The organism is Pseudomonas sp. IPO3749 (assembly GCF_013386605.1).
Classification (GTDB): Bacteria; Pseudomonadota; Gammaproteobacteria; order Pseudomonadales; family Pseudomonadaceae; genus Aquipseudomonas; species Aquipseudomonas azotoformans_A.
This window is the reverse complement of the sequence record NZ_JACARN010000039.1, coordinates 25,270-48,934: the sequence shown is the minus strand read 5'-3', so window position 1 is coordinate 48,934 and position 23,665 is coordinate 25,270. Positions and strand designations below refer to the sequence as shown.

Annotated in this window: 21 protein-coding genes and 2 tRNA genes; 10 read left to right on the top strand and 13 right to left on the bottom strand. The window is 60.0% G+C overall.

Annotation, left to right across the window (positions count from 1 at the left end):
- Nucleotides 1–29 precede the first annotated feature (29 nt).
- A complete protein-coding gene (locus tag HX812_RS16295) occupies nt 30–1,745 on the top strand; it encodes a proline--tRNA ligase (RefSeq protein WP_016975522.1) in 1,716 nt (571 codons plus the stop codon).
- Between the two features lie 20 nt (nt 1,746–1,765).
- Complete coding sequence (locus HX812_RS16290; RefSeq protein ID WP_028617799.1) at nt 1,766–2,719, top strand: hypothetical protein; 954 nt, start codon at nt 1,766–1,768, stop codon at nt 2,717–2,719.
- A 132-nt stretch (nt 2,720–2,851) separates the two neighbouring features.
- Here the strand turns inward: HX812_RS16290 and dinB are convergent, their stop codons facing one another.
- Nucleotides 2,852–3,910: a DNA polymerase IV gene (dinB, locus tag HX812_RS16285; RefSeq protein WP_038848685.1), complete on the bottom strand. Its 1,059-nt coding sequence runs from the start codon at nt 3,908–3,910 to the stop codon at nt 2,852–2,854.
- 279 nt (nt 3,911–4,189) lie between these two features.
- Here dinB and HX812_RS16280 point away from each other — a divergent pair.
- The 4 genes from HX812_RS16280 to HX812_RS16265 all read left to right on the top strand — a co-directional run bounded on the left by HX812_RS16280 (nt 4,190) and on the right by HX812_RS16265 (nt 8,767).
- Nucleotides 4,190–4,266, top strand: a tRNA-Met gene (locus HX812_RS16280).
- 222 nt (nt 4,267–4,488) lie between these two features.
- A tRNA-Met gene (locus HX812_RS16275) sits at nt 4,489–4,565 on the top strand.
- Nucleotides 4,566–4,844: 279 nt separating this feature from the next.
- Complete coding sequence (gene mprF, locus HX812_RS16270; protein ID WP_038848684.1) at nt 4,845–7,487, top strand: bifunctional lysylphosphatidylglycerol flippase/synthetase MprF; 2,643 nt, start codon at nt 4,845–4,847, stop codon at nt 7,485–7,487.
- Nucleotides 7,487–8,767, top strand: a complete 1,281-nt coding sequence (locus HX812_RS16265) for a virulence factor family protein (RefSeq protein WP_038848682.1) — start codon at nt 7,487–7,489, stop codon at nt 8,765–8,767. The genes mprF and HX812_RS16265 overlap by 1 nt, the downstream gene beginning before the upstream one ends.
- A 158-nt stretch (nt 8,768–8,925) precedes the next feature.
- Here the strand turns inward: HX812_RS16265 and recJ are convergent, their stop codons facing one another.
- Nucleotides 8,926–10,635: a single-stranded-DNA-specific exonuclease RecJ gene (gene recJ / locus HX812_RS16260; RefSeq protein ID WP_038848679.1), complete on the bottom strand. Its 1,710-nt coding sequence runs from the start codon at nt 10,633–10,635 to the stop codon at nt 8,926–8,928.
- Between the two features lie 60 nt (nt 10,636–10,695).
- Nucleotides 10,696–11,238: a YaeQ family protein gene (locus HX812_RS16255; protein ID WP_016977727.1), complete on the bottom strand. Its 543-nt coding sequence runs from the start codon at nt 11,236–11,238 to the stop codon at nt 10,696–10,698.
- A 149-nt stretch (nt 11,239–11,387) separates the two neighbouring features.
- Between HX812_RS16255 and HX812_RS16250 the strand changes: the two genes are divergently transcribed.
- Nucleotides 11,388–12,587 carry a CaiB/BaiF CoA-transferase family protein gene (locus HX812_RS16250; RefSeq protein ID WP_038848677.1) on the top strand — a complete coding sequence of 400 codons (1,200 nt, stop codon included), beginning with the start codon at nt 11,388–11,390 and terminating at the stop codon, nt 12,585–12,587.
- Nucleotides 12,587–13,456, top strand: a complete 870-nt coding sequence (locus tag HX812_RS16245) for a TIGR02285 family protein (RefSeq protein WP_038848675.1) — start codon at nt 12,587–12,589, stop codon at nt 13,454–13,456. The genes HX812_RS16250 and HX812_RS16245 overlap by 1 nt, the downstream gene beginning before the upstream one ends.
- Nucleotides 13,457–13,626: 170 nt before the next feature.
- On the opposite strand, the gene HX812_RS16240 is transcribed toward HX812_RS16245, so the two are convergent.
- Nucleotides 13,627–13,911 carry a DUF3509 domain-containing protein gene (locus tag HX812_RS16240; protein WP_033898579.1) on the bottom strand — a complete coding sequence of 95 codons (285 nt, stop codon included), beginning with the start codon at nt 13,909–13,911 and terminating at the stop codon, nt 13,627–13,629.
- A 313-nt stretch (nt 13,912–14,224) separates the two neighbouring features.
- On the opposite strand from HX812_RS16240, the gene HX812_RS16235 reads away from it, so the two are divergent.
- Complete coding sequence (locus HX812_RS16235) at nt 14,225–14,446, top strand: hypothetical protein (protein WP_016971927.1); 222 nt, start codon at nt 14,225–14,227, stop codon at nt 14,444–14,446.
- Nucleotides 14,447–14,527: 81 nt separating this feature from the next.
- Here HX812_RS16235 and thrC read toward each other — a convergent pair whose 3' ends face one another.
- The 4 genes from thrC to xerD form a co-directional block, all read right to left on the bottom strand.
- Nucleotides 14,528–15,937 (bottom strand): threonine synthase, encoded by a 1,410-nt coding sequence (gene thrC, locus HX812_RS16230; protein ID WP_038848672.1) that lies wholly within the window; start codon nt 15,935–15,937, stop codon nt 14,528–14,530.
- Nucleotides 15,938–16,004: 67 nt separating this feature from the next.
- Nucleotides 16,005–17,309: a homoserine dehydrogenase gene (locus tag HX812_RS16225; protein ID WP_010207988.1), complete on the bottom strand. Its 1,305-nt coding sequence runs from the start codon at nt 17,307–17,309 to the stop codon at nt 16,005–16,007.
- Nucleotides 17,310–17,438: 129 nt separating this feature from the next.
- On the bottom strand, nt 17,439–18,170 hold the full coding sequence (locus HX812_RS16220) for a thioredoxin fold domain-containing protein (RefSeq protein ID WP_038848670.1): 732 nt from the start codon (nt 18,168–18,170) through the stop codon (nt 17,439–17,441).
- A 142-nt stretch (nt 18,171–18,312) separates the two neighbouring features.
- A complete protein-coding gene (gene xerD, locus HX812_RS16215) occupies nt 18,313–19,209 on the bottom strand; it encodes a site-specific tyrosine recombinase XerD (protein WP_016977717.1) in 897 nt (298 codons plus the stop codon).
- A 107-nt stretch (nt 19,210–19,316) separates the two neighbouring features.
- Between xerD and HX812_RS16210 the strand changes: the two genes are divergently transcribed.
- Complete coding sequence (locus HX812_RS16210; RefSeq protein ID WP_038848668.1) at nt 19,317–21,125, top strand: sodium:proton antiporter; 1,809 nt, start codon at nt 19,317–19,319, stop codon at nt 21,123–21,125.
- On the opposite strand, the gene HX812_RS16205 is transcribed toward HX812_RS16210, so the two are convergent.
- From HX812_RS16205 to rpsP, 5 genes are all read right to left on the bottom strand, one after another.
- On the bottom strand, nt 21,126–21,539 hold the full coding sequence (locus HX812_RS16205; RefSeq protein WP_016977715.1) for an acyl-CoA thioesterase: 414 nt from the start codon (nt 21,537–21,539) through the stop codon (nt 21,126–21,128). It lies immediately after the preceding gene.
- A gap of 82 nt (nt 21,540–21,621) precedes the next feature.
- Nucleotides 21,622–21,972: a 50S ribosomal protein L19 gene (gene rplS / locus HX812_RS16200; RefSeq protein ID WP_003175895.1), complete on the bottom strand. Its 351-nt coding sequence runs from the start codon at nt 21,970–21,972 to the stop codon at nt 21,622–21,624.
- A 45-nt stretch (nt 21,973–22,017) separates the two neighbouring features.
- Complete coding sequence (trmD, locus tag HX812_RS16195) at nt 22,018–22,791, bottom strand: tRNA (guanosine(37)-N1)-methyltransferase TrmD (RefSeq protein WP_016977714.1); 774 nt, start codon at nt 22,789–22,791, stop codon at nt 22,018–22,020.
- Nucleotides 22,773–23,309, bottom strand: a complete 537-nt coding sequence (gene rimM, locus HX812_RS16190) for a ribosome maturation factor RimM (protein WP_038848665.1) — start codon at nt 23,307–23,309, stop codon at nt 22,773–22,775. The genes trmD and rimM overlap by 19 nt, the downstream gene beginning before the upstream one ends.
- Before the next feature lie 5 nt (nt 23,310–23,314).
- Nucleotides 23,315–23,566, bottom strand: coding sequence for a 30S ribosomal protein S16 (rpsP, locus tag HX812_RS16185; RefSeq protein WP_003175899.1), 252 nt, complete (start codon nt 23,564–23,566; stop codon nt 23,315–23,317).
- Between the last annotated feature and the right edge of the window lie 99 nt (nt 23,567–23,665).

The following is a 23,665-nucleotide window of genomic DNA, read 5'->3' as shown; positions in this document are numbered from 1 at the left end:
CAAGTCCAAGCAACCGACAACGGCCCACCATGCGTACCAGTCAATATTTGCTCGCCACACAGAAAGAAACGCCTTCCGACGCGGTCGTGATCAGCCATCAGCTGATGCTGCGCGCCGGCATGATCCGCAAACTGGCCTCCGGCCTGTACACCTGGCTGCCCATGGGCTTGAAGGTGATGCGCAAGGTCGAAGCCATCGTTCGTGAAGAAATGAACGCTGCCGGCTCTCTGGAAGTGTTGATGCCGAGCACCCAACCGGCTGAACTGTGGCAGGAATCCGGGCGCTGGGAAGAGTACGGCCCTGAGTTGCTGCGCTTCAAGGACCGTCATGGCCGCGACTTCTGCGCAGGCCCGACCCACGAAGAAGTGATCACCGACCTGATGCGCAACGAGCTGAGCAGCTATAAGCAGCTGCCGCTGAACCTGTATCAGATCCAGACCAAATTCCGTGACGAAATCCGCCCGCGCTTCGGTTTGATGCGCGGCCGTGAATTCATCATGAAAGATGCGTATTCGTTCCACGCCGACCAGGCCTCGCTGCAGGTCACTTACGACCGCATGCACACCGCCTACTGCAACGTGTTCACGCGCCTGGGCCTGAAATTCCGCCCGGTTGAAGCGGACAACGGCTCCATCGGCGGTGCCGGCTCCCACGAATTCCACGTGCTGGCCGAGTCCGGCGAAGACGATATCGTGTTCAGCAACGGTTCGGACTACGCGGCGAACATCGAGAAAGCCGAAGCCGTGCCACGGGAAACCTCCCGCCCAGCACCGGCCGAAGAGCTGCGCCTGGTGGACACCCCAGAGACCAAGACCATCGCGGCCCTGGTGGAAAAATTCAATCTGCCGATTGAAAAGACCATCAAGACCCTGATCGTGCGCGCCGAAGAAGAAGGCAAGCTGATTGCGCTGGTGATCCGTGGCGACCACGAACTCAACGAAATCAAGGCCGCCCAGCAACCTGGCGTGGCCAGCCCGCTGGTCATGGCTACCGACGCCGAACTGCGTGACGCCATTGGCGCCGGCGCCGGCTCCCTCGGCCCGCTGAACCTGCCGCTGCCAATCATCATCGACCGTTCGGTCGAGCTGATGAGCGACTTCGGCATCGGCGCGAACATCGACGACAAGCACTACTTCGGTGTGAACTGGGAGCGTGACCTGCCGGTTCCGACCGTGGCCGACCTGCGTAACGTCGTGGCCGGTGACCCAAGCCCGGATGGCAAGGGCACCCTGGAAATCAAGCGCGGCATCGAAGTCGGGCACATCTTCCAGCTGGGCAACAAGTACAGCCAGGCGATGAACTGCAAAGTGCTGGGCGAGAACGGCAAGCCGGTGATCCTGGAAATGGGTTGCTACGGCATTGGCGTCTCCCGCGTGGTCGCCGCTGCCATCGAGCAGAACAACGATGCGAACGGCATCATCTGGAGCGACACCCTGGCGCCGTTCCAGATCGCCCTGGTGCCACTGCGTTATGAGACCGAGCAAGTACGCGAAGCCACCGACAAACTGTATGCCGATCTGACGGCCGCCGGTTTTGAAGTGTTGCTGGATGACCGGGACAAGAAAACCAGCCCGGGCATCAAGTTCGCCGACATGGAACTGATTGGCATCCCGCACCGGATCGTGGTCAGTGACCGCGGCCTGGCCGATGGCAATCTGGAATACAAGAGCCGGACCGAAGCCGAAGCCCAACCGTTGCCGGTGGCTGACGTGCTGTCTTTCCTTCAGGCGCGTATTCGTCGCTGAAAACCAGATCAAGAGAAGTCATGTTCAAGCGAAACACCAGAGCCCTGGGGGGCGCCGCCTTGTGCGGCGCCCTGCTGGTCAGCGGCTGCGCCAACCAGATGTCGCAACGCAGTGAGCACGAGGAGCGGGTCGAGCGTAAGTTGCTCGACCACAGCCTGCAGATCGATGTAGGCGAACCCAAAGTGCTGGAACTGCCGCAACGCCGGGTCCGTATTCACGAGCAAAAGACCTTTGAGGTCACCGAGTTCGAAGTCACCCGTCGTTACGACCGCTACACGCCCTACCAGCCCTGGCGCAAACTCTATGAGATGCCTTTGGGTGCCGTAGCCCTGGTGGCCGGCGCGGGCGCCAATGTGGTGAACGTATTCGCCCTTGGCAACCTGCCGACCAGTGTGACGCGTGACTGGCTGATCTACGGCGTGGACGGCCTAAACCCGTTCATGAACGTGCAGTCCCACGGCCGTGCGCAACAGAACCTGGCGGGCATTGATGAAGTCCAGCGCGACAAGCGCGTGGAGTATTCGAGCCTGCCCTGGAGCGAACGCCCGGTGCAAGTCACCGCCGGCAAGCAAGTCCATGAGCTGACCACCGACCGTAACGGCGTACTGCGCCTGAACCTGTTGGACAGCCCATTTGCCGAGCAGGACCTGAACCGCGTCACGACCTTGAAGATCAGCGTGGAAGATGGTCAGGATGACGTGCATTCGGACTCCACACTGGCGGTGAGCAGCACCTTGCGCAACAAGTTGCTGGAAGCCCACGGCCTGATCTACGACGATCTGGAAGACGACGAAGTCAGCCAGTGGGTGCACCGCGTCAAGCGCTTGTCTGAACTGGGCCTGGAAGAAGAAGCCAGTGAGCTGGAACAAAGCCTGATCGAACTGACCCGCAATGATCCCGAGTTGCAGCAGGAATTCCTGCAAGCACTGACCAAGGATGCGGGGCGACTCGTCGCAGATCCTGGCGCTCGCTGAGATCTAAAGCCTGTTGAAGATCTAAATGTGGGAGCGGGCTTGCTCGCGAATACGGAGTGTCAGTCACCGCATGAGTAGGCTGAACCAACGCATTCGCGAGCAAGCCCGCTCCCACATTTGTGCTCCCGATTTCTACCAAGAGAATTCGAGTTGTTCATTACCGCTGCTTAGGTCCAGCAACCGCACCCCAATCCCCAGCAACCGCACCGGCTTCCCGCCGCGATTGAACGCCTGCGTCAGCAGTTGTTGATAACTCTCCAGATCCCGCCCTGCCCCCGCCTGCTCCAAGGTGGTCTGGGTAAAGTCATGAAACTTCACCTTAACGAACGGCTTGCCCGCGCGATAACTGCTGTCGATGCGCGCCATGCGTCCGGCCAGGGTTTCCATCAGTTCGGGAAGTTTAGCCAGGCAGCTTGAAAGGTCCGGTAAATCCACGTCGTAGGTATTTTCCACACTGATCGACTGGCGGCGACTGTCGTTCTGCACCACGCGGTCATCGATCCCACGGGCCAGGCTCCACAGCCGCTCGCCAAAACTACCGAATTCGCGTACCAGCGCCAGCTTGTTCCATTCGCGCAACTGCAGGCAGTCTTCGATCCCCAGGCGCGCCAGCTTGTCCGCTGTGACTTTGCCTACGCCGTGCAACTTACTCACGCGCAATTGCGAGACGAAGTCTTCGATCTGATCCGGCGTAATCACAAAGAGCCCGTTGGGCTTCTTCCAATCGCTGGCGATCTTGGCCAGGAACTTGTTCGGCGCTACACCGGCGGACACGGTGATATGCAACTGGTTGGAGACACGCCGGCGAATATCCTGGGCAATGCGCGTGGCACTGCCGCCGAAATGCGGGCTGTCGGACACGTCCAGATAGGCTTCATCCAGCGACAAGGGTTCGATCAGGTCGGTGTAGTCGCGAAAGATCGTCTGGATTTCCTTCGACGCTTCCTTATAGGCATCCATGCGCGGCTTGACGATGGTCAGGTCCGGGCACAGCTTCAAGGCGTGGCGTGACGACATGGCCGAGCGCACGCCATAGGCCCGCGCCTCGTAGTTGCAGGTGGCAATCACCCCCCGGCGATCCGCCGAGCCACCTACGGCCAGCGGTTTTTGCGCCAGGCTCGGGTCATCGCGCATCTCGATGGCGGCGTAGAAGCAATCACAGTCGACGTGGATGATTTTGCGCTGCGTCATATAAACGGGGTGTGTACCTACGGGTGGCCAGTATCGCATTCACACCTGTATATAGCACCAGTAGTTTGATTCTTCCGCTTGAGCGGTAGGAAAAATCCCAGATGAATTTATTTTCTCAATCGAATTTGCCCTGCTGATAGAGCTGAAACCCTCAGCCAGACTGGGCTGGCGGGGTATCGGGAGGCCTCCTTGGAGAGCTAACCGATTGAACCACAAGCGCTTTTCTTCGATTCACGGGTTGACACACCGGCGTTCCTCTGTAGAATGCCGACACACAGACGCGGGATGGAGCAGTCTGGTAGCTCGTCGGGCTCATAACCCGAAGGTCGTCGGTTCAAATCCGGCTCCCGCAACCAAACATCAAAAAAGGCTACTCGAAAGAGTGGCCTTTTTTGTGCGTGTCAATTATGCAGGCTGCTTCGCAGCCTGGCGCGGGGCAAGCCCGCTCACCACAGCAAGCCCGCTCGCTACAAAAACCTTTTCCAATCTGAAACTTAGGTTGCCTGAGCAGTTATTTGACGGATATATCTATTAACAGTTGACACCTCGCCGCTGGGCTGTAGAATGCCGCCCACAGACGCGGGATGGAGCAGTCTGGTAGCTCGTCGGGCTCATAACCCGAAGGTCGTCGGTTCAAATCCGGCTCCCGCAACCAAACATCAAAAAAGGCTACTCGAAAGAGTGGCCTTTTTTGTATCCGGTGAAAAAGTTCTTCTGAAACAATGGCATGGCATCTTTCATGAAACCGCACGCGGTTTGTAGAGTCCATCTCATTGCAAGCTATGCTCAATGCTCAAGCGCTACCCTCTACGACCAATGGCCGCAGTCGCCGCACCCGGTGATACGCGTTAATATTTGTAATTATTTTGTCCATAGGGATTGGTAACTTGGCTGGATACCTCCATCCTGTCGCGCACAATCCACGAGGTGATTGATGCGCGCCAACTCGTCTGAACCACAAGACACTGTCACAGCAGAACAACCGATCACACCCACCCGTTTGCGCTGGCTGGATCTGGTGAGCAAGTACCGGCAACCCATCGGGCTGGCCGTCACTCTATTGTTGTTCGCCATCGCCCTGATCGCCTGCCGCCACTTGCTACTGGAACTGGACCTTTACGCCCTCCACGATTCGATCCTGGAAGTGCCCAAGCCCGCTTTGCTCGGCGCGTTTGCGGCGGCGGTCGCCGGGTTCGTCATTCTATTGGGCTACGAATTTTCCGGTGCGCGCTACGCGGGCGTGAACCTGCCCGCCAAAACCCTGGCCCTGGGTGGTTTTACCGCCTTCGCCATTGGTAATGCGATTGGCCTGTCGATGCTTTCCGGCGGATCGGTACGCTACCGTTTATATGCACGCCATGGCATCGGGGCTTCGGAAGTCGCCCATATGACAGTGTTCGCCAGCCTGGCGCTCGGCACTGCGCTGCCGCCGCTGGCTGCATTGGCGACATTGAGCAACCTGCCCGCCGCATCGACCTACCTGCATTTGCCACAGGCTGTGCTGGGCGGTATTGCTGGCGCAGTGCTGCTGTTGTCGGCCGTGCTGTGCATCGGTATTTATCGCCGCCGCCTGCCGGAACAACCCTACCCGGATAACCTGCTGGTAAAAGCCGGACGTCGCACCCTGCGCCTGCCGGGTCGCCGCCTGACCTTCCTGCAACTGATCATTACCGCGCTGGACGTGGCCGCTGCCGCCACCGTTCTTTATATGCTGCTGCCGGAAGCGCCACCGTTCGGTCCTTTCCTGCTGGTGTACCTGCTGGCCCTGGCCGCCGGCGTGCTCAGCCATGTGCCGGGCGGCGTGGGCGTATTCGAGGCGATCCTGCTGGCGGCCTTCGCCGACAAACTGGGTGCCGCGCCATTGGCCGCCGCCCTGCTGCTGTACCGCATGATCTATGTGGTGCTGCCGCTGTTGATCGCCTGTGTGTTCCTGCTGGTCAACGAAGCGCAGCGACTGTTCCAGACCCAGCAAAGCCTGCGGGTTGCCTCGGGGCTGGCCGCGCCAGTGCTGGCCGTGCTGGTTTTTTTGTCCGGCGTGGTCCTGCTGTTCTCTGGCGCCACGCCCGAAATCGACTCACGCCTGGAAAACATCGGCTTCCTGATTCCCCACCGCCTGATTGACGCCTCGCACTTTGGCGCCAGCCTGATCGGTGTGTTGTGCCTGTTGCTGGCCCAGGGTTTGCGCCGACGCTTGTCGGCCGCCTGGATGCTGACCATGGTGCTGCTGTTGGTCGGCGCCCTGCTCTCGCTGCTCAAGGGTTTCGACTGGGAAGAAGCCAGCCTGATGACCATGACCGCGATCCTGCTGGCGATCTTCCGACGCTCGTTTTATCGCGCCAGCCGCCTGACCGAACTGCCCTTCTCGCCGCTGTACCTGGTGGCCAGTGTCTGCGTGCTGGGCGCTTCGATCTGGCTGCTGCTGTTCGCCTATCAAGACGTGCCTTACAGCCACCAACTGTGGTGGCAGTTCACCCTGGACGCCAATGCCCCACGCGGCCTGCGCTCGCTGCTGGGCGCCGCTGTGGTACTGGTGATCGTGTCGCTGACCTGGCTGCTACGTACCGCGCGCCCGGTAATCCACCTGCCCACCCCCGACGAACTGGAGCGCGCCAGCAAGATCCTGATGGCCTCGTCCCAGCCCGACGGTGGCCTGGCGCTTACCGGTGACAAGGCGCTGCTGTTTCACCCCAATGATGAAGCATTCCTCATGTACGCCCGCCGCGGGCGCAGCCTGGTAGCCTTGTACGACCCGATCGGCCCGACCCAACCACGGGCCGAGATGATCTGGCAGTTCCGTGACCTGTGCGACATTCACCATGCGCGCCCGGTGTTCTACCAGGTCCGCGCCGAGAACCTGCCGTACTACATGGACATCGGCCTCACCGCCATCAAGCTGGGCGAAGAAGCCCGTGTCGACCTGAAACGCTTTGACCTGGAAGCCAAGGGCAAAGAGATGAAGGACCTGCGTTACACCTGGAACCGTGGCTCGCGGGACGGCCTGTCCCTAGAGATCTGCGAACCGGGCACCGCGCCGATGGACGAGCTCAAGGTGATCTCCGATGCCTGGCTGACCGGCAAGAATGTGCGGGAAAAAGGCTTTTCCCTGGGACGCTTCAGCGACGACTACCTCAAGCACTTTCGCATTGCGATCATTCGCTTCGAAGGGAGCCCGGTGGCCTTCGCTAACCTGCTCGAGACCTACAACCACGACCTGGCCAGCCTCGACCTGATGCGCGCCCACCCGGATGCGCCCAAGCTGACCATGGAGTTCATGATGGTCGGCCTGATTCAACACTATAAGAGTCACGGCTACGCCCGCTTCAGCCTCGGCATGGTGCCGTTGTCGGGCCTGCAACCGCGACGCGGCGCCCCGCTGACCCAACGTTTGGGTTCGATGGTGTTCCGTCGTGGCGAGCAACTGTATAACTTCCAAGGTTTGCGCCGCTTCAAAGACAAGTTCCAGCCTGACTGGGAACCCCGTTACATGGCCGTGCCCGCAGGACTTGATCCGCTGGTGGCACTGGCCGATACCGCCGCCCTGATCGCGGGCGGCTTGACTGGATTGGTGAAACGCTGATGATTCGACGCTCCTGGCGGTATGTATTGGCCTTTGTAGTGCTGCTCGCCCTGGTCCTGGGTGGCGGCTATTGGTACTGGAACCGCCCTGCCCCGCAGCCGACCCTGGAGCAATTGCCCCAGGCCGATGGCTCGGTGATGACCCGCGTCACTCCGTACGGCACGCCGAAAGCCCGCGTGGCCGTGGCCGTGATGGCCGCCGATGTGCTGACCGACAGCCAACTGATTGCGTTGAGCCAAGGCGGCCAGGCGCAGATCGTCCAGGTAATCCTGCCCAAGGACGACTGCAAGCTGCAGGAACAAGCGCTGCAAAGCGCCCTGGGTCAGCTCAAGGGCCCCGCGACGCTGGTCAGCGGTATCGGCCCTGGTGCAAGCCTGGCATGGCGCTGGTTGGCCGCACAGAACGACGACAAGGCCAACGCCATCTCCGTCGGTTTCGCCATGACCCAGCCAGGCTGCAACGACCCTTTGCCAAAAACCTCAGCCCACGGCAATTGGCTGGTGGCCTGGAACGACAACCCTGAGGATGATGCTGCCAGTTTCGTACGCGACACACCGCGTGCTACCACCAGCATCAGCGACTACGACATTCACTACCCGCAAGTGCTGAACAACGAGTTGCGCAAGCAACTGGTAGGGTCGGACAACGGCGGCCTGGCGATTCCAGTGGTTGAAGTCCCGGCCGGCCAAGCGAAAGATACCGTCACCCTGTTCCTCTCCGGTGATGGCGGCTGGCGCGACCTGGACCGCGACGTGGCTGGCGAGATGGCCAAGATCGGCTACCCGGTGGTGGGTATTGATACCCTGCGCTACTACTGGCAGCACAAGACCCCGGAACAAAGCGCCAAGGACCTTACCGAACTGATGCAGCACTACCGTCAGAAATGGGGCACCAAGCGCTTCGTATTGACCGGTTATTCGTTTGGCGCCGATGTGTTGCCAGCCATCTACAACCGTATGCCGGAAAACGAGCAGCAGCGTGTGGACGCGATCATCCTGCTGGCGTTTGCGCGCACGGGCAGCTTCGAGATTGAAGTGGAAGGCTGGCTCGGAAACGCCGGTAAGGAAGCCGCCACTGGGCCAGAAATGGCCAAGCTGCCACCTGAGAAAGTGGTGTGCATCTACGGTGCGGAAGAGGTCGACGAGAGCGGCTGCACGGATAAGACGGCCGTGGGTGAAGCGCTGAAGTTGCCAGGCGGGCATCACTTCGATGAGAACTACCCGGCGCTGGCGAAGCGCTTGGTGGATATCATCGTCAAACACCAGGCCAAAGCCGAATAGCCTCCCCCAATGTAGTGAGCGGGCTTGCCCCGCGCTGGGCTGCGCAGCAGCCCTAAAACCAAACGCCGCATTCTGCCTGACAGAATGCGGCGTTTTTATTGGGGCGGCTTCGCCACCCAGCGTGGCAAGCCCGCTCACCACAAAAAAACCGCTGAGATTTAGCGCGGTTCGATGTGGGCAATCATAAGCTGCACAGTCTCATTCCCACGAAACTCGTTCACATCCAGCTTGTACGCCAATTCCACCCAACGCACGGTCGGGTTCGGCCAGACCTCACGGTCCACCCCAAACGCAATGCCATCGAGCTTCACTGACCCGCATTCAGTCTTGAGCACCACCTTCAGGTGACGCTCACCCACCACGCGCTGCTCCACCAACTGGAATACACCGTGAAAGACCGGCTCGGGGAAGTGCTGCCCCCACGGCCCGGCATGCCGCAGCGCGCGGGCCAATTCCAGGTGAAACTCTTCCACCGCCAGGGTGCCGTCCGACAGCAGCCGACCGGTCAGGTCTTCTTCACGCAATTGGCGACGCACTTCGGCATCGAAAGCTTCGGCAAACAGCGGGAAATTTTCTTCGGGCAACGTCAGCCCTGCCGCCATGGCGTGGCCGCCGTACTTGGCGATCAGGTTGGGATGCTGGCTCGCAACCACTGCCAGCGCATCACGGATATGAAACCCCTGCACAGAACGCCCCGAGCCCTTGAGCAAGCCATCACCGGCGTCGGCGAAGGCGATGGTCGGGCGGAAGTAACGCTCTTTCATACGCGACGCGAGAATCCCGATCACGCCTTGGTGCCATTCCGGGTCGAACAGGCACAAGCCGTAGGGCATCGACTCCACCGGCAAGTCCTTGAGCTGGGCCAGGGCCTCGCGCTGCATGCCTTGCTCGATGGATTTGCGGTCCTGGTTCATGCCGTCCAGTTGCGCAGCCATTTCCCGCGCGGCGACAACGTCGGTGGTGAGCAGGCATTCGATGCCCAGGCTCATGTCATCCAGGCGACCGGCAGCGTTCAGGCGTGGACCGAGGATAAATCCCAGGTCGGTGGAGGTGATACGCGCGGCATCGCGCTTGGCCACTTCCAGGATCGCCTTGATCCCTGGCCGCGCACGACCGGCGCGGATACGCTCCAGGCCCTGATGCACCAGGATGCGGTTGTTGGCGTCCAGGGGCACCACGTCGGCGACGCTGCCCAGGGCAACCAGGTCGAGCAATTCACCGATGTTGGGCTGAGGCTTATTCTCGTACCAGCCCAAGCTGCGCAGGCGCGCGCGCAGGGCCATCAGCACATAAAAGATCACGCCGACACCGGCCAGTGCCTTGCTCGGGAATTCGCAGCCAGGCTGGTTCGGGTTGACGATGGCATCCGCCGCCGGCAGCTCATCGCCAGGCAAGTGGTGGTCCGTCACCAGCACCTGCAACCCCGCCGCTTTCGCCGCCGCCACGCCTTCGACGCTGGAAATGCCGTTGTCCACAGTGATCAGCAATTGCGGCTCACGCTGCAGGGCGACTGCAACGATTTCCGGGGTCAGGCCATAGCCGTACTCGAAACGGTTGGGCACCAGATAGTCGACATGGGCCGCACCGAGCAAACGCAAGCCCAGGGTGCCCACGGTGCTGGCCGTGGCGCCATCGGCGTCAAAGTCACCCACGATAAGGATGCGCTGGCGCTGCTCCAGCGCGGTCACCAGCAAGTCCACCGCCGCGTCGATCCCCTTGAGCTGCTGGTAGGGAATCAACCGCGCCAGGCTTTTATCCAGCTCGGCCTCGGACTGCACCCCGCGCGCGGCGTAGAGACGGGTCAACAGCGGTGGCAGTTCACCGAGAAACGGCAGGACGGCGGGTAACGGGCGAGGATCGATACGCATGGGGTGACAGGAGCTTCTCTTCTGATACGGAAATAAAACAGGTGACCGGCAGCGATCCAATCAACCGCGTTCGCCGACCAACCACTGCAACTGCACTTCATGCTGGCCACGGTCGTCGGTGACGAACATCGTGCCTTCGCTGATCATCACGTCCCACTTGATGACGCGGGGCATGTCCTTGGCCAGGGTCTCGAGGACTTCCTGAGGCACGGCGGCGATGTGTACGTTTTTCAGGTTATTCGCTACCGGCACGACCTTGCCTTCCCACACGCGCAAGCTGCCGTAGGCCAGCAGGCTGGTACGCTCGGTGCGACGCGAGCACCAGGTGAGGCGGTCGGCGTCGGGCTGGCCGACTTCGATCCAGTGCAGGACCCGATCATCCAGGCTTTTTTCCCACAGGGCTGGCTCGTCTACATCTGACAGTCCGCGCCCGAACGACAGCTGCTCGTTGTACCAGAGGGCGTAGGCCAGCAGGCGCACAGTCATGCGCTCTTCCGTTTCCGACGGATGGCGGGCGATGGTCTGTTTGACACTCTCGTACACCGAGCGATCAAGGTCGGTGAGGTTGAGTTCGAATTTGTAGGTCGTGGACGGCTGGGCCATGAACGGGCTTCTAGAGACAGGGAAAGGCGGCCAGTCTAACCGATGGCGGGGTCATTCAACGAATCGTGCGCTGCATCATCCTTATCCCTGGCCAGCCCGCCTATGTTAAAAGGCATCACATTACCGCTCTTGCGCAGACAAGGATCCTCATGCCGTTCAACGCCAAACCGCTTGCCGGACTGAAAGTCATCGAACTCGGCACCCTGATCGCCGGCCCGTTTGCCTCACGTATCTGCGCGGAATTCGGCGCTGAGGTGATCAAGGTCGAATCGCCCGACGGCGGCGACCCCCTGCGCAAATGGCGCAAGCTGTACGAGGGCACGTCGCTGTGGTGGTTCGTGCAGGCGCGCAACAAGCAGTCGCTGACGCTGAACCTCAAGCACCCGGACGGCCTGGCCATTCTCAAACAGTTGCTGGGCGACGCCGACATCCTGATCGAGAATTTCCGCCCCGGCGTGCTGGAGAAACTCGGCCTGAGCTGGGAAACCCTGCACGCCCTCAACCCCAAGCTGGTGATGGTGCGCCTCTCCGGCTTTGGCCAGACCGGGCCGATGAAAGACCAACCCGGCTTTGGCGCCGTGGGCGAATCCATGGGCGGCTTGCGCTACATCACCGGCTTTGAAGACCGCCCGCCGGTCCGCACCGGTATTTCCATCGGTGACTCGATCGCCGCGTTGTGGGCGGTGATTGGTGCGTTGATGGCGCTGCGTCATCGCGAAGTCAACGGCGGCCTGGGCCAGGTGGTGGATGTGGCGCTGTACGAAGCCATCTTCGCCATGATGGAAAGCATGATCCCGGAGTTCGACGTGTTTGGCTTTATTCGCGAACGCACCGGCAACATCATGCCCGGTATCACGCCCTCCTCGATCCACACCAGCGCCGATGGCAAGCATGTGCAGATTGGCGCCAACGGCGATGCGATTTTCAAGCGCTTCATGTCCGCTATTGGCCGTGAGGATTTGGCCAACGACCCTGAACTTGCCAGCAATGACGGGCGCGACAGCCGCCGTGATGAGCTGTACGGGGTAATTGATCGCTGGGTGAATTCGCTACCGCTGGATCAGGTGATAGAGATCCTGAATAAGGCCGAAGTACCCGCCAGCCGCATCTACAGCGCCGAGGACATGCTCGGCGACCCGCAATTTCTGGCCAGGGAGATGTTCCTCAAGGCCAAGTTGCCTGGTGGCAAGGACTTCAAGATGCCCGGCATCGTGCCCAAGCTGTCGGACACACCGGGCAGCTGCGAGTGGGTCGGGCCGCAGTTGGGTGAGCATAACAGTGTGGTGCTGGGTGGGCTGGGTTACGACGCAGCCGCGATTGCGCGTTTACGTGAGGCAGGCGCGATCTGATGGTCCGCAGGCTTGCCCAGCTTTGCCTCAGCATCATGCTCGCCTGGGCCCCGACCACCGCCAGCGCCGAAGAAACGCTGATCTGGTTATTGCGCGACTTGCCGCCACTGACCATTTTCGAAGGCCCAAGTAAAGGCCAGGGCGCACTGGATCAGTTGCTGCCGATACTCATCGAACGCCTGCCGGAATATCGGCACCAGGTGCTGCACGTCAATCGCGCGCGGGGCATGCAAATGCTGCGTGAGCCTACGTTCACCTGTGACCCCTCATTGTTATGGACAGCCGAACGAGCCAGGTACATCGTGTTTTCCAGCCAGGCATTTGTGGTCGCCAGCAATGGCGTCACCGTGCGGCGCAACCAGCAAGAAGCCATGGTGCCCTACATCGCCCAAGGCCAGTTTGACCTGCAGGCGTTCCTCGATGCCCACAAAGCCCGGGTGGGTGCCATCGCAGAGCGCAGCTACGGGCCTGTCATCGATGAACGGCTCAAGCACGCCGATGCGCACAAGCTCGCACTGCATTACGGTAACGACGCCTTGGGTAGCCTGTTGCAGATGCAGCGCCTGGGCAGGCTTGAGGCGGTGTTGGGTTATTGGCCGGAAATCCGTTATCACGCGATGCAACAGGGCATCGCCTCGGACGACCTGATCTTTTACCCCATCCAAGGCTCGGCACCTTACCAACACACGCACATCGGCTGTTCGGACACGCCTCAGGGACGCCAGGCCATGGAGCGGATCAACCAGGTACTGCACGAGATCCCGCAAGAGCAGATACAGCAGTCCTACGCCTCATGGCTGGACCCGGTCATGCGCGAACAGTATCTGCGCGATAACCCAAGCTTTTTCCAGGACTCGCCGGAGCCGTGACAAATCGCAGGCAAAAAGAAACCCCGAAGCGTGGGGAGACACTTCGGGGTTAAACGTGGCCTACAAAGACCAGTACAACAAGGCACAAACACCGGAGCACAATGTTTGCTCTTGCTGTTACGAAATCTGACCGGCCACGTTGTAGGAAGTTTCCACAGTTAAACAATTCTTCATGCGGCAGTGGCGCTGCGGGTCTGGGCTGCGTTGCGCAAGGCCGCGATGACCGAGGGCTCCAGGCGCCCTTCAGCGATTTTAATGTCGCGTAGCAGACAGTCCACAACATCCACCAGCACGCGCTTGTCCATCAATTGGGCGCGGTCGACTTCACGTTCGACCACGATGGCGCCAGCAGGATTCTTCACGGTTACCAGGCACTCGTCCTGCACACCAGAGGTGGTCAGCGTAACCTGATAAGGGCTCAGTGCTTCTTCGAGCAATAGGCTGATACTTTCCATCTCGATCACCACTCAATAGTTCGGGAACAATCGTTTCAACGGGAGCTGCATCTATCCTAAGTGACTGTTTGTGACGTAGGAAAGTTCGCTTTATCGTCTTTATGGGGCCGTCAGGGGTGACGGATTCCAGCATGCGCTTGCAACATGACAGGGAAAAAACGGCGGCACATAACTGCTTACGCAATGGGCGGCTGTTTTGGGGTTGGCCGAGGGCTGGGGCCAGAGATGAATCCTATACTCGGTAGGCGCTGGTGGTGCTGCGGTGCAGGCAAAAGCGCATGTCAAAAGGCCGTTACTACGAAGGATGATCAAGATGGCGGAACAAAATGAACAGCAGACATCGACAGACAGAATGCACGCCGAGGTATCACGTATTTTTGCTGAAATAGCACGTATGAATGCAGAGCAGAACAAACTCAATAAAGAGTCCCTGAAGATAACCTGTGAGACTTTCTGGTACCCAGTGGGTATCGCGACGGGATTCTATGCCGCAGTCGGCACCGTAATCGTCGTCGCTCAGAAACTATTCTCGTAACGCTTGACCCGGCCTGCCAGAAACAAAAAACGCCGCTGACCCAAGGAAGGGAAAGCGGCGTTTTTGTCTGCGCGGTGCGCCTTACAACGGCTTACCACGGTTGCCATGCTGGCTGACAAACGCCTGCACAGCCTTCAAGTCATTGGCCAATACGGTGCAACGCTCTTCACGCTCAAACAAATCAGTCAGGTGCACCGGCAATTCCAGCGCCTTGCCAACACCCGCCCTCTCTACCGCTTCCGGGAATTTGACCGGGTGGGCGGTGCCCAGGATCACCATCGGGATGTCCAGGCTGCGACGGCATTCGCGGGCGGCCTTCACACCGATAGCGGTGTGCGGGTCCAGCAGCTCACCGGTCTGGGCGTAGACTTCTGCGATGGTTTCGCAGGTCTGAGCATCGTCCACAGCCAGGGAGTCGAACAGCTTGCGGGTTTCGGTCCAGCGCTCTTCGTCAACGCTGAAACCGCCACCGCTTTTGAAGGTGTCCATCAAGCCGGCAATGGCTGCGCCATTGCGACCGTGCATGTCGAACAGCAGGCGCTCGAAGTTCGACGAGACCATGATGTCCATGGACGGCGACAGCGTGGCGTGCAGGGTTTCCTTGACGTACTGGTTGCCGCTCATGAAGCGGTGCAGGATGTCGTTGCGGTTGGTGGCGACGATCAACTGGTTGATCGGCAGGCCCATGTTGCGCGCCAGGTAACCGGCGAAGATGTCGCCGAAGTTGCCGGTCGGCACCGAGAACGATACCGAACGCGCCGGGCCGCCCAACTGCAGGGACGCGTGGAAGTAGTAGACGATCTGGGCCATGATCCGCGCCCAGTTGATCGAGTTCACCGCTACGAGGCGCGTGCCCTTCAGGAAGCTCTGGTCAGCAAAGCTGTTCTTGACCATTTCCTGGCAGTCATCGAAGTTGCCTTCGATGGCGATGTTGTGGATGTTCTCACCAAAGATGGTGGTCATCTGGCGACGCTGCACTTCCGACACGCGCTGGTGCGGGTGCAGGATGAAGATGTCGACGTTTTCGCAGTGCTTGCACCCTTCGATGGCGGCCGAACCGGTATCACCGGAGGTGGCGCCGATGATCACCACGCGCTCGCCACGCTTCTGCAGCACGTAGTCGAGCAGGCGACCCAGCAGTTGCAGGGCGAAATCCTTGAACGCCAGGGTTGGGCCGTGGAACAGTTCCAGTACCCATTCGTTACCGTTCAGTTGGCGCAGCGGTGCGATGGCGTTGTGGGAAAACACGCCATAGGTCTCTTCCAGGATCTTCTTGAAATCCGCATCCGGAATGCTGCCGGTGACGAACGGGCGCATCACGCGGAACGCCAGCTCGTGGTACGGCAGGCCGGCCCAGGAAGCGATTTCTTCCTGAGTGAAGCGTGGCAGGTTTTCCGGCACGTACAGGCCGCCGTCAGTGGCAAGGCCTGCCAGCAAAACGTCTTCGAAATTCAGGGCCGGTGCCTGGCCGCGGGTGCTGATATAACGCATGACTGGCTCCTCTAGAGCATTCTTGAACAAGGGCCGCCGAACCTGCGGGGCCCTTGCAGCAAAACCATTAGTTCAGGTGTTCGACGCGGATCCGCACCACCGGGCCGACCACGCCTTGCAGGGCTTCCAGGGCGGCGATGGCATCATTGATATGCTGTTCGAGCACGCGGTGAGTCAGCAGGATCATCGGCACCTGGCCGTTTTGCTCCTCGACTTCCTTCTGCATGATCGATTCGATGTTGATACCACGCTCCGACAGGATGCTCGCAACCTGGGCCAACACGCCTGGATGGTCCTGGGCCTGGATGCGCAGGTAGTAGGCGCTTTCGCAGGCTTCGATCGGCAGGATCGGGTGCGCCGACAGCGAGTCTGGCTGGAAGGCCAGGTGCGGCACGCGGTTTTCCGGGTCGCTGGTCATGGCGCGGACCACGTCCACCAGGTCGGCGATCACCGACGAAGCGGTCGGCTCCATACCGGCGCCGGCGCCGTAGAACAGGGTCGAACCCGCCGCGTCACCGTTGACCATCACCGCGTTCATCACGCCATTGACGTTGGCGATCAGGCGGTCGGCCGGGATCAGCGTCGGGTGCACACGCAACTCGATACCGGCCGGTGTGCTACGCGCCACGCCCAGGTGCTTGATGCGATAGCCCAAGGCTTCGGCGTAGTTCACGTCGGCAGTGGTCAGCTTGGTGATGCCTTCGGTGTAGGCCTTGTCGAACTGCAGCGGGATACCAAAGGCGATGGAGGCCAGGATGGTCAGCTTGTGCGCCGCATCGATGCCTTCCACGTCGAAGGTCGGGTCGGCTTCGGCGTAACCCAGGGCCTGGGCTTCGGCCAGCACGTCTTCGAAGGTACGGCCCTTCTCGCGCATTTCGGTAAGGATAAAGTTGCCGGTGCCGTTGATGATACCGGCCACCCAATTGATGCGGTTGGCGGACAGGCCTTCACGGATCGCCTTGATCACCGGGATACCACCGGCCACGGCGGCTTCGAACGCGACGATCACGCCCTTCTCGCGCGCCTTGGCGAAGATCTCGTTGCCGTGCACGGCGATCAGCGCCTTGTTGGCGGTGACCACGTGCTTGCCGTTCTCGATGGCCTTGAGCACCAGCTCACGGGCCACGGTGTAGCCGCCGACCAGCTCGATGACGATATCGATTTCAGGGTTGGTGGCAACGGCGAAGACATCGTTGGTAATCGCAATACCGGTCGTTTCGAACTGAGGCTTTGGCGAACGCGTGGCAATTTGCGCCACTTCAATCCCGCGACCTGCACGGCGGGAAATTTCCTCAGCGTTACGCTGAAGTACGTTAAAGGTGCCGCCACCGACGGTCCCTAACCCACAGATGCCTACTTTGACCGGTTTCACTGAAGAACTCCCCATGAAACGGCCGACGCTAGGTCGGCCGTGGAAAACAGCCGCACGACTGCGGCTTGCAATTAACGACCCGCCGACATGTCAGCGAGCCTTGATCGTCGACGTTTCGACGATACTGATTTATTTGGCACTGAGCGCCAGTTTGGCAACTTGTGGTGCCGGCTGGTAGCCCGGAATCACTTGGCCGTCAGCCAAAACGATGGCCGGTGTGCCGTTCACGCCGATGGACTGACCCAGGGCGAACTGCTTGGAAACCGGGTTGGCACATTTGGCCGCCTTGATTTCCTTGCCATCGACCATCTTGTCCATGGCCGCTTTCTTGTCGGCCGAGCACCACACCGCTTGCAGCTGCTCATCACCCGGCGAACCCAGGCCCTGGCGCGGGAACGCCACGTAGCGGACTTCCACGCCCAGCTTGTTCAGCGCCGGCACTTCGGCGTGCAGCTTGTGGCAGTACGGGCAGGTGGTGTCGGTGAACACGGTGATGTGGGTCTTGGTCTCGCCAATGGCCGGGTAAACCACGGTTTCGGCTACCGGAATGCCATTGATCAGCTTGGACACGCCCAGGCGTTCGGCTTTCTCGGTGAGGTTGACCGGCTTGCCGTCCTTCAGTTGGAACAGGTAGCCCTGGACGATGTACTGGCCGTCGGCACTGGCGTACAGCACGCGGCTGCCCTTGAGCTTGACTTCATACAGGCCGGCCATCGGGCTGGCGCTGATGCTTTCGATCGGGGTATCGAGTTGCAGGTTGGCCAAGCTCTTGCGGATGGTCTGCTCGGCAGCGTCATCGGCAAACGCAAAGGTGGAAACCAACGCAACGGCTGCGGCGGCAATAATCTGGGTCAAGCGCATGGGAACTCCTGAAGGCAGATGCAGGGACGGGAGCAAGAATACTGAACTGAAAACACAGGTTTGTGCCGTCGCCTTTGCTAACCGGCAAAGCCTACCACAGTTGGGCCGCAGGGCAGCCCGTGGCGGGATAAATTGGCGGTTTTCAGCCGCGTGGGTGGTGCTTGGCGTGCATATCCTGCAAACGTGCACGGGCAACATGGGTGTAGATCTGGGTTGTGGATAAGTCGCTGTGGCCGAGCAGCATCTGCACCACGCGCAAATCCGCCCCGTGGTTGAGCAAATGCGTGGCAAAGGCATGGCGCAAGGTGTGCGGCGACAGGGTCTTGCCGATCCCGGCGACCTTGGCCTGGTGCTTGATGCGATGCCAAAACGTTTGCCGGGTCATCTGCTCGCCGCGCAGGCTGGGAAACAGTACGTCGCTGGGCCGTCCGCCAAGCAGCTCGCTGCGGGCATCACGCATGTAACGCTCGACCCACACAATCGCCTCCTCGCCCATGGGCACCAGCCTTTCCTTGCTGCCCTTGCCCATCACCCGCAGCACGCCCTGGCGCAGGTTGACTTGCTCCAGGGTCAGGCTGATCAACTCGGTCACCCGCAGGCCACAGGCGTATAGAACCTCCAGCATGGCGCGGTCGCGTTGGCCGATGGCTTCGCTGAGGTCAGGGGCGGCCAGCAAGGCCTCCACGTCAGTTTCTGACAGAGACTTAGGAAGAGGCCTACCTAATTGCGGCATGTCGACTTGTAGAGTCGGATCCACCGCTATCAACTTTTCACGCAACAGATAGCGATAAAAGCCACGCACTCCGGAGAGAAATCTCGCCGTGGAACGTGGCTTGTAGTTTTGCTCAAGGCGCCAGGCCAGGTGGTCGAGAATCAGCTCGCGCCCAGCATTGATCAGCTCGAGGTTTTTCTCCTGGAGCCAACCGTTGAACAGGGCCAGGTCACTGCGGTAGGCCTGGCGCGTATTGTCCGACAGGCCTTTTTCCAGCCAGAGGGCGTCGAGAAAACGGTCGATAAGCAAGTGGTCAATGGCAGGCATGGGCACTCAAGCGACGCGGCACGGGGCTTTGCGGCAATTAATTAGTGAACTGTGATTAGGGTCACTAGTCTTTCATAGCCCGCTACTTCAAGGAACAGGAAGCTTTAATGAACGAACAACAGATTTTGCTGGCCTTTGGCGGCATTGGCGTGGCCGCACTCGGCTGCCAATGGCTGGCCTGGCGCCTGAAACTGCCGGCCATTCTGTTCCTGTTACTGAGCGGGATTCTGGCAGGACCGATACTGGGCTGGCTCGACCCACAGGAAATGTTTGGCCCGCTGCTGATGCCACTGGTGTCGCTGGCGGTGGCGCTGATCCTGTTTGAGGGCAGCCTGACCCTGCACCTGTCGGAATGGAAGGAAATCGGCAGCGTGGTGCATCGCCTGGTCACGCTCGGCGCGCTGTCGACCTGGGCGGTGATCACCTTGGCGACTCACTGGCTGCTGGGTTTCGACTGGATGCTCGCACTGCTGTTCGGCACGCTGACCTTGGTCACAGGCCCGACCGTCATCGTTCCCATGTTGCGCGTGGTGCGCCCCAAGGCCTCCATCGCCAACATCCTGCGCTGGGAAGGCATTGTCATTGACCCTATCGGCGCTCTGCTGGCGGTCGTGGTGTACAGCTTCATCATCAGCCGTGCTTCCGGCGATGGCTTGAGCCATAGCCTGCTGACCTTCGGCGGGGTGATCGTCTGCGGTAGCCTGTTCGGGATAGCTGGCGGCTGGGTATTGGGGCAGATCATGCGGCGGCAGTGGTTGCCGGAATACCTGCATAACCTGGCGACGCTGGCCGGGGTGCTGGGGGTATTTATCGCCTCCAACGAAGTCATGCATGAATCCGGCTTGCTGGCGGTGACCCTGATGGGCATGTGGATGGCCAACATGAAGGGCGTGGATGTGCGGCACATCCTGCATTTCAAGGAGAACCTCAGCGTGTTGCTGATTTCCGGCCTGTTTATCCTGCTGGCGGCACGCCTGGACTTGAATGCCTTGATTGCGCTGGGACCGTTCGTACTGATCCTGTTGCTGATCATTCAATTCATCGCCCGCCCTTTAAATGTCGCGCTGTCGACCGTCGGCTCGAAACTGAATTGGCGGGAGCGCGCGCTGCTGGCATGGATCGCCCCGCGCGGGATTGTGGCGGCCGCGGTGTCGGCGATATTCGCCATTCGTCTGGATGAAGCCGGGCACGCCGGTGCGCTGCTGTTGGTGCCACTGACCTTTGCGGTGATCATCGGCACCGTGGTACTGCAAAGTGCGACCGCACGTCCCTTGGCCCGCCTGCTGAAAGTCGCCGAGCCTGCCCCCAGTGGCTTTCTGATCGTCGGCGCGAACGGCCCGGCCCGCATCCTCGGCAAGGCCTTGCAGCAACTTGGCAGCCGCGTGCTGCTGACGGACTCAAGCTGGGAAAATATCCGCGCCAGTCGGATGGAAGGGCTTCCCACCTATTTCGGCAACCCGGCCTCCCAGCATGCCGAATCGCACCTGGACCTGGTTGGGCTTGGGCATTTGCTGGCGCTCTCCCCGTCCGGCGAACTGAATACCCTGGCCGCGATGCGTTTTCGTCACGACTTCGGCCACCGTCTGTTCACCCTGAGCAGCAGCCAGGAGAGCCGCCGCACCGATAAACACCGGGCCAGCCATGAACACCGTGGCCAGTTGCTGGGCAGTCAACCCTTGACCTACACCAAGCTCGCTAGCCTGTTGGGCCAGGGCGCCGAGCTGTATAGCACGCATCTCACAGAGGGCTTCGGCTGGGAGCAATACCAAACACTTCATGGGGAACGCGCCACGCTGCTGTTTGCACGAGATATCAGCGGGTGGGTGCATGTGGTCACCCCGGACAGCAGTTTGAAGCCCGTAGCCGGTTGGACCTTGCTAGCCGTGATCCAACCCGAGAACAACACAACTGGCTGATCAGTCGGCAAACCCAGGCAATACCGGTACAGGGCGTTTGTCGGCGTCAATCGCGACAAAGCTGAACACGCCCTGGATCGCCTTCTCGCGGCCATCGGCGCTCATGCTCTCGACGAACACTTCCACTTCAACCTTGAGGCTAGTGTTGCCGACCTTGATCACGCGGCCGATCAGCTCAACGATGGAGCCGGCCGGGATCGCGTGGTTGAAGTCGATGCGGTCGGTGGAGACTGTCACCAGCGGCAGGCGGCAGAAACGGGTGGCCGTGATGAACGACACTTCATCCATCCAGGCCAAGGCGGTACCGCCAAACAAGGTGTTGTGGTGGTTGGTGGTCGGCGGGAACACGGCCTTGGTCACGTGGGTCACGGACAGGTCGGTGCGGCGCTGGATTTCTTCGAGGCGGGTGGTCATGGACAAATACCGGCAAATGGACAAATTTCAGGCACAAAAAAGCAGCCCGTAGGCTGCTTTTTTCTGCATCGGGAAGCTGGACTTAAGCCAGTTTTTCCTTGATGCGAGCTGCTTTACCGGACAGGTCACGCAGGTAGTACAGCTTGGCTTTACGTACGTCACCGCGACGTTTAACGGCCATGCTGTCGATTTGCGGGCTGTAGGTCTGGAAAGTACGCTCTACGCCAACACCGTTGGAGATTTTACGAACAGTGAAAGCACTGTTCACACCACGGTTACGCTTGGCAATTACCACGCCTTCAAACGCTTGCAGACGCGAACGGTCGCCTTCCTTCACTTTCACCTGAACGACAATGGTGTCGCCCGGGGCAAAGGTAGGGATCTCTTTGGTCATCTGCTCTGCTTCGAGTGCAAGGATGATTTTGTTAGTCATGCTGTGCTCCTAAGGTAAGTCAATGGACCTACCATCGATACGTTGTTAACTATCGTCCCGCGCGAGGATGTATTCCTCGAGCAGCTTCTTCTCTTCTCCAGAAAGCGAGCGGCTTTCCAGAAGATCGGCGCGTCGTTCATAGGTCCGACCAAGGGACTGCTGTAAACGCCAACGCCGGATGTGTGCGTGATTGCCACTTAGCAATACGTCGGGAACACGCTGATCCGCATACACCTCCGGTCGGGTGTAGTGCGGGCAATCCAGCAAACCATCCGTGAAGGAATCTTCCTCCGCGGAGTCCGCATGCCCTAAAGCTCCAGGCAGCAGTCGTGTAACCGCATCTATCAGGACCATCGCCGGCAGCTCGCCGCCAGACAGGACATAGTCCCCAATCGACCACTCTTCATCGACATGAGCTTCAATAAATCGCTCGTCAATGCCTTCATAGCGACCGGCAATCAGGATCAGTGCTTCCTCATTCGCCAGTTCGCGGACCCCAGCCTGTTTCAGCTGACGGCCTTGAGGGGACAGGTAAATTACCTTCGCCTTCTCCCCGGCGGCGGCCTTGGCCTGAACCAACGCGTCTTCCAGGGGCTTGATCTTCATCACCATGCCCGGACCACCGCCAAATGGGCGATCGTCCACAGTGTGATGTCGATCCGTCGTGTAGTCTCGCGGGTTCCAACAGGTGAGCTGCAACAGCCCCTGTTTCACCGCCCGACTGGTGATGCCGTACTCGCTGATGGCGGAAAACATCTCGGGAAACAAACTGATCACTTCAATGCGCAAATTAGCCACGCTTAGAAGTCCGCGTCCCATTCCACCTTCATCTCGCCCGCTGCCAGGTCGACGGCCAACACGCATTGCGCCGTATAGGGCAACAGGCGTTCGCGATCATCCAGGCTGCCAGCGCAAGGCTTGACCACCATTACATCATTGGCGCCGGTTTCCAGAAGATGATCGATTTTCCCGAACAATTGCCCGAGTTGATCAATAACCTTCAGACCTTCCAGCTGGTACCAGTAGTACTCGCCGTCGGTCAATTCAGGGAACAGGTCTCGCGGCACGCAGATCTCATAACCGGCCAGAAGACGAGCTTCTTCACGGTCATCAAGACCCTTGAGCTTTGCGACCAGGAACTTATCGCTCCCGCGTCCACTGACCAGCTCAACCTGCTTCACACTACCTTCGCGCTTGAGCGTCCAGGTCTTGTACTGCAACAGGTTTTCAGTCGGATCAGTAAAGGAATACACCTTCACTTCGCCGCGAACGCCATGAACAGAGTAAATCTTGCCGATAACGATCAAATCATCAGCAACAGCTGGCGTCGCGTTCATATTGCTCAGGCTGCGGCCTTAGCCGAGTCCTTCAACAGTTTTGCAACGCGCTCGGATGGCTGTGCACCCACGCTCAGCCAGTAGGCTACGCGCTCTTGGTTCACGGACAGACGAACTTCTTGACCACGAGCAACAGGGTTGAAGAAACCAACCTGTTCCTTGTGCGAACCGTCACGCGGGTTGCGGCTGTCGGTTACGGTCAAGTGGTAAAACGGGCGCTTTTTGGAGCCGCCAAGGGCAAGACGGATTGTTAGCATGTGAACATCGTTCCTGTAGTCGGTGCTGCAAATCTAAATGCACAGCGGGCATAGGTGCCCGAAAGGCCGCATATTCTAAGGAATATCCGGACTTTTGCA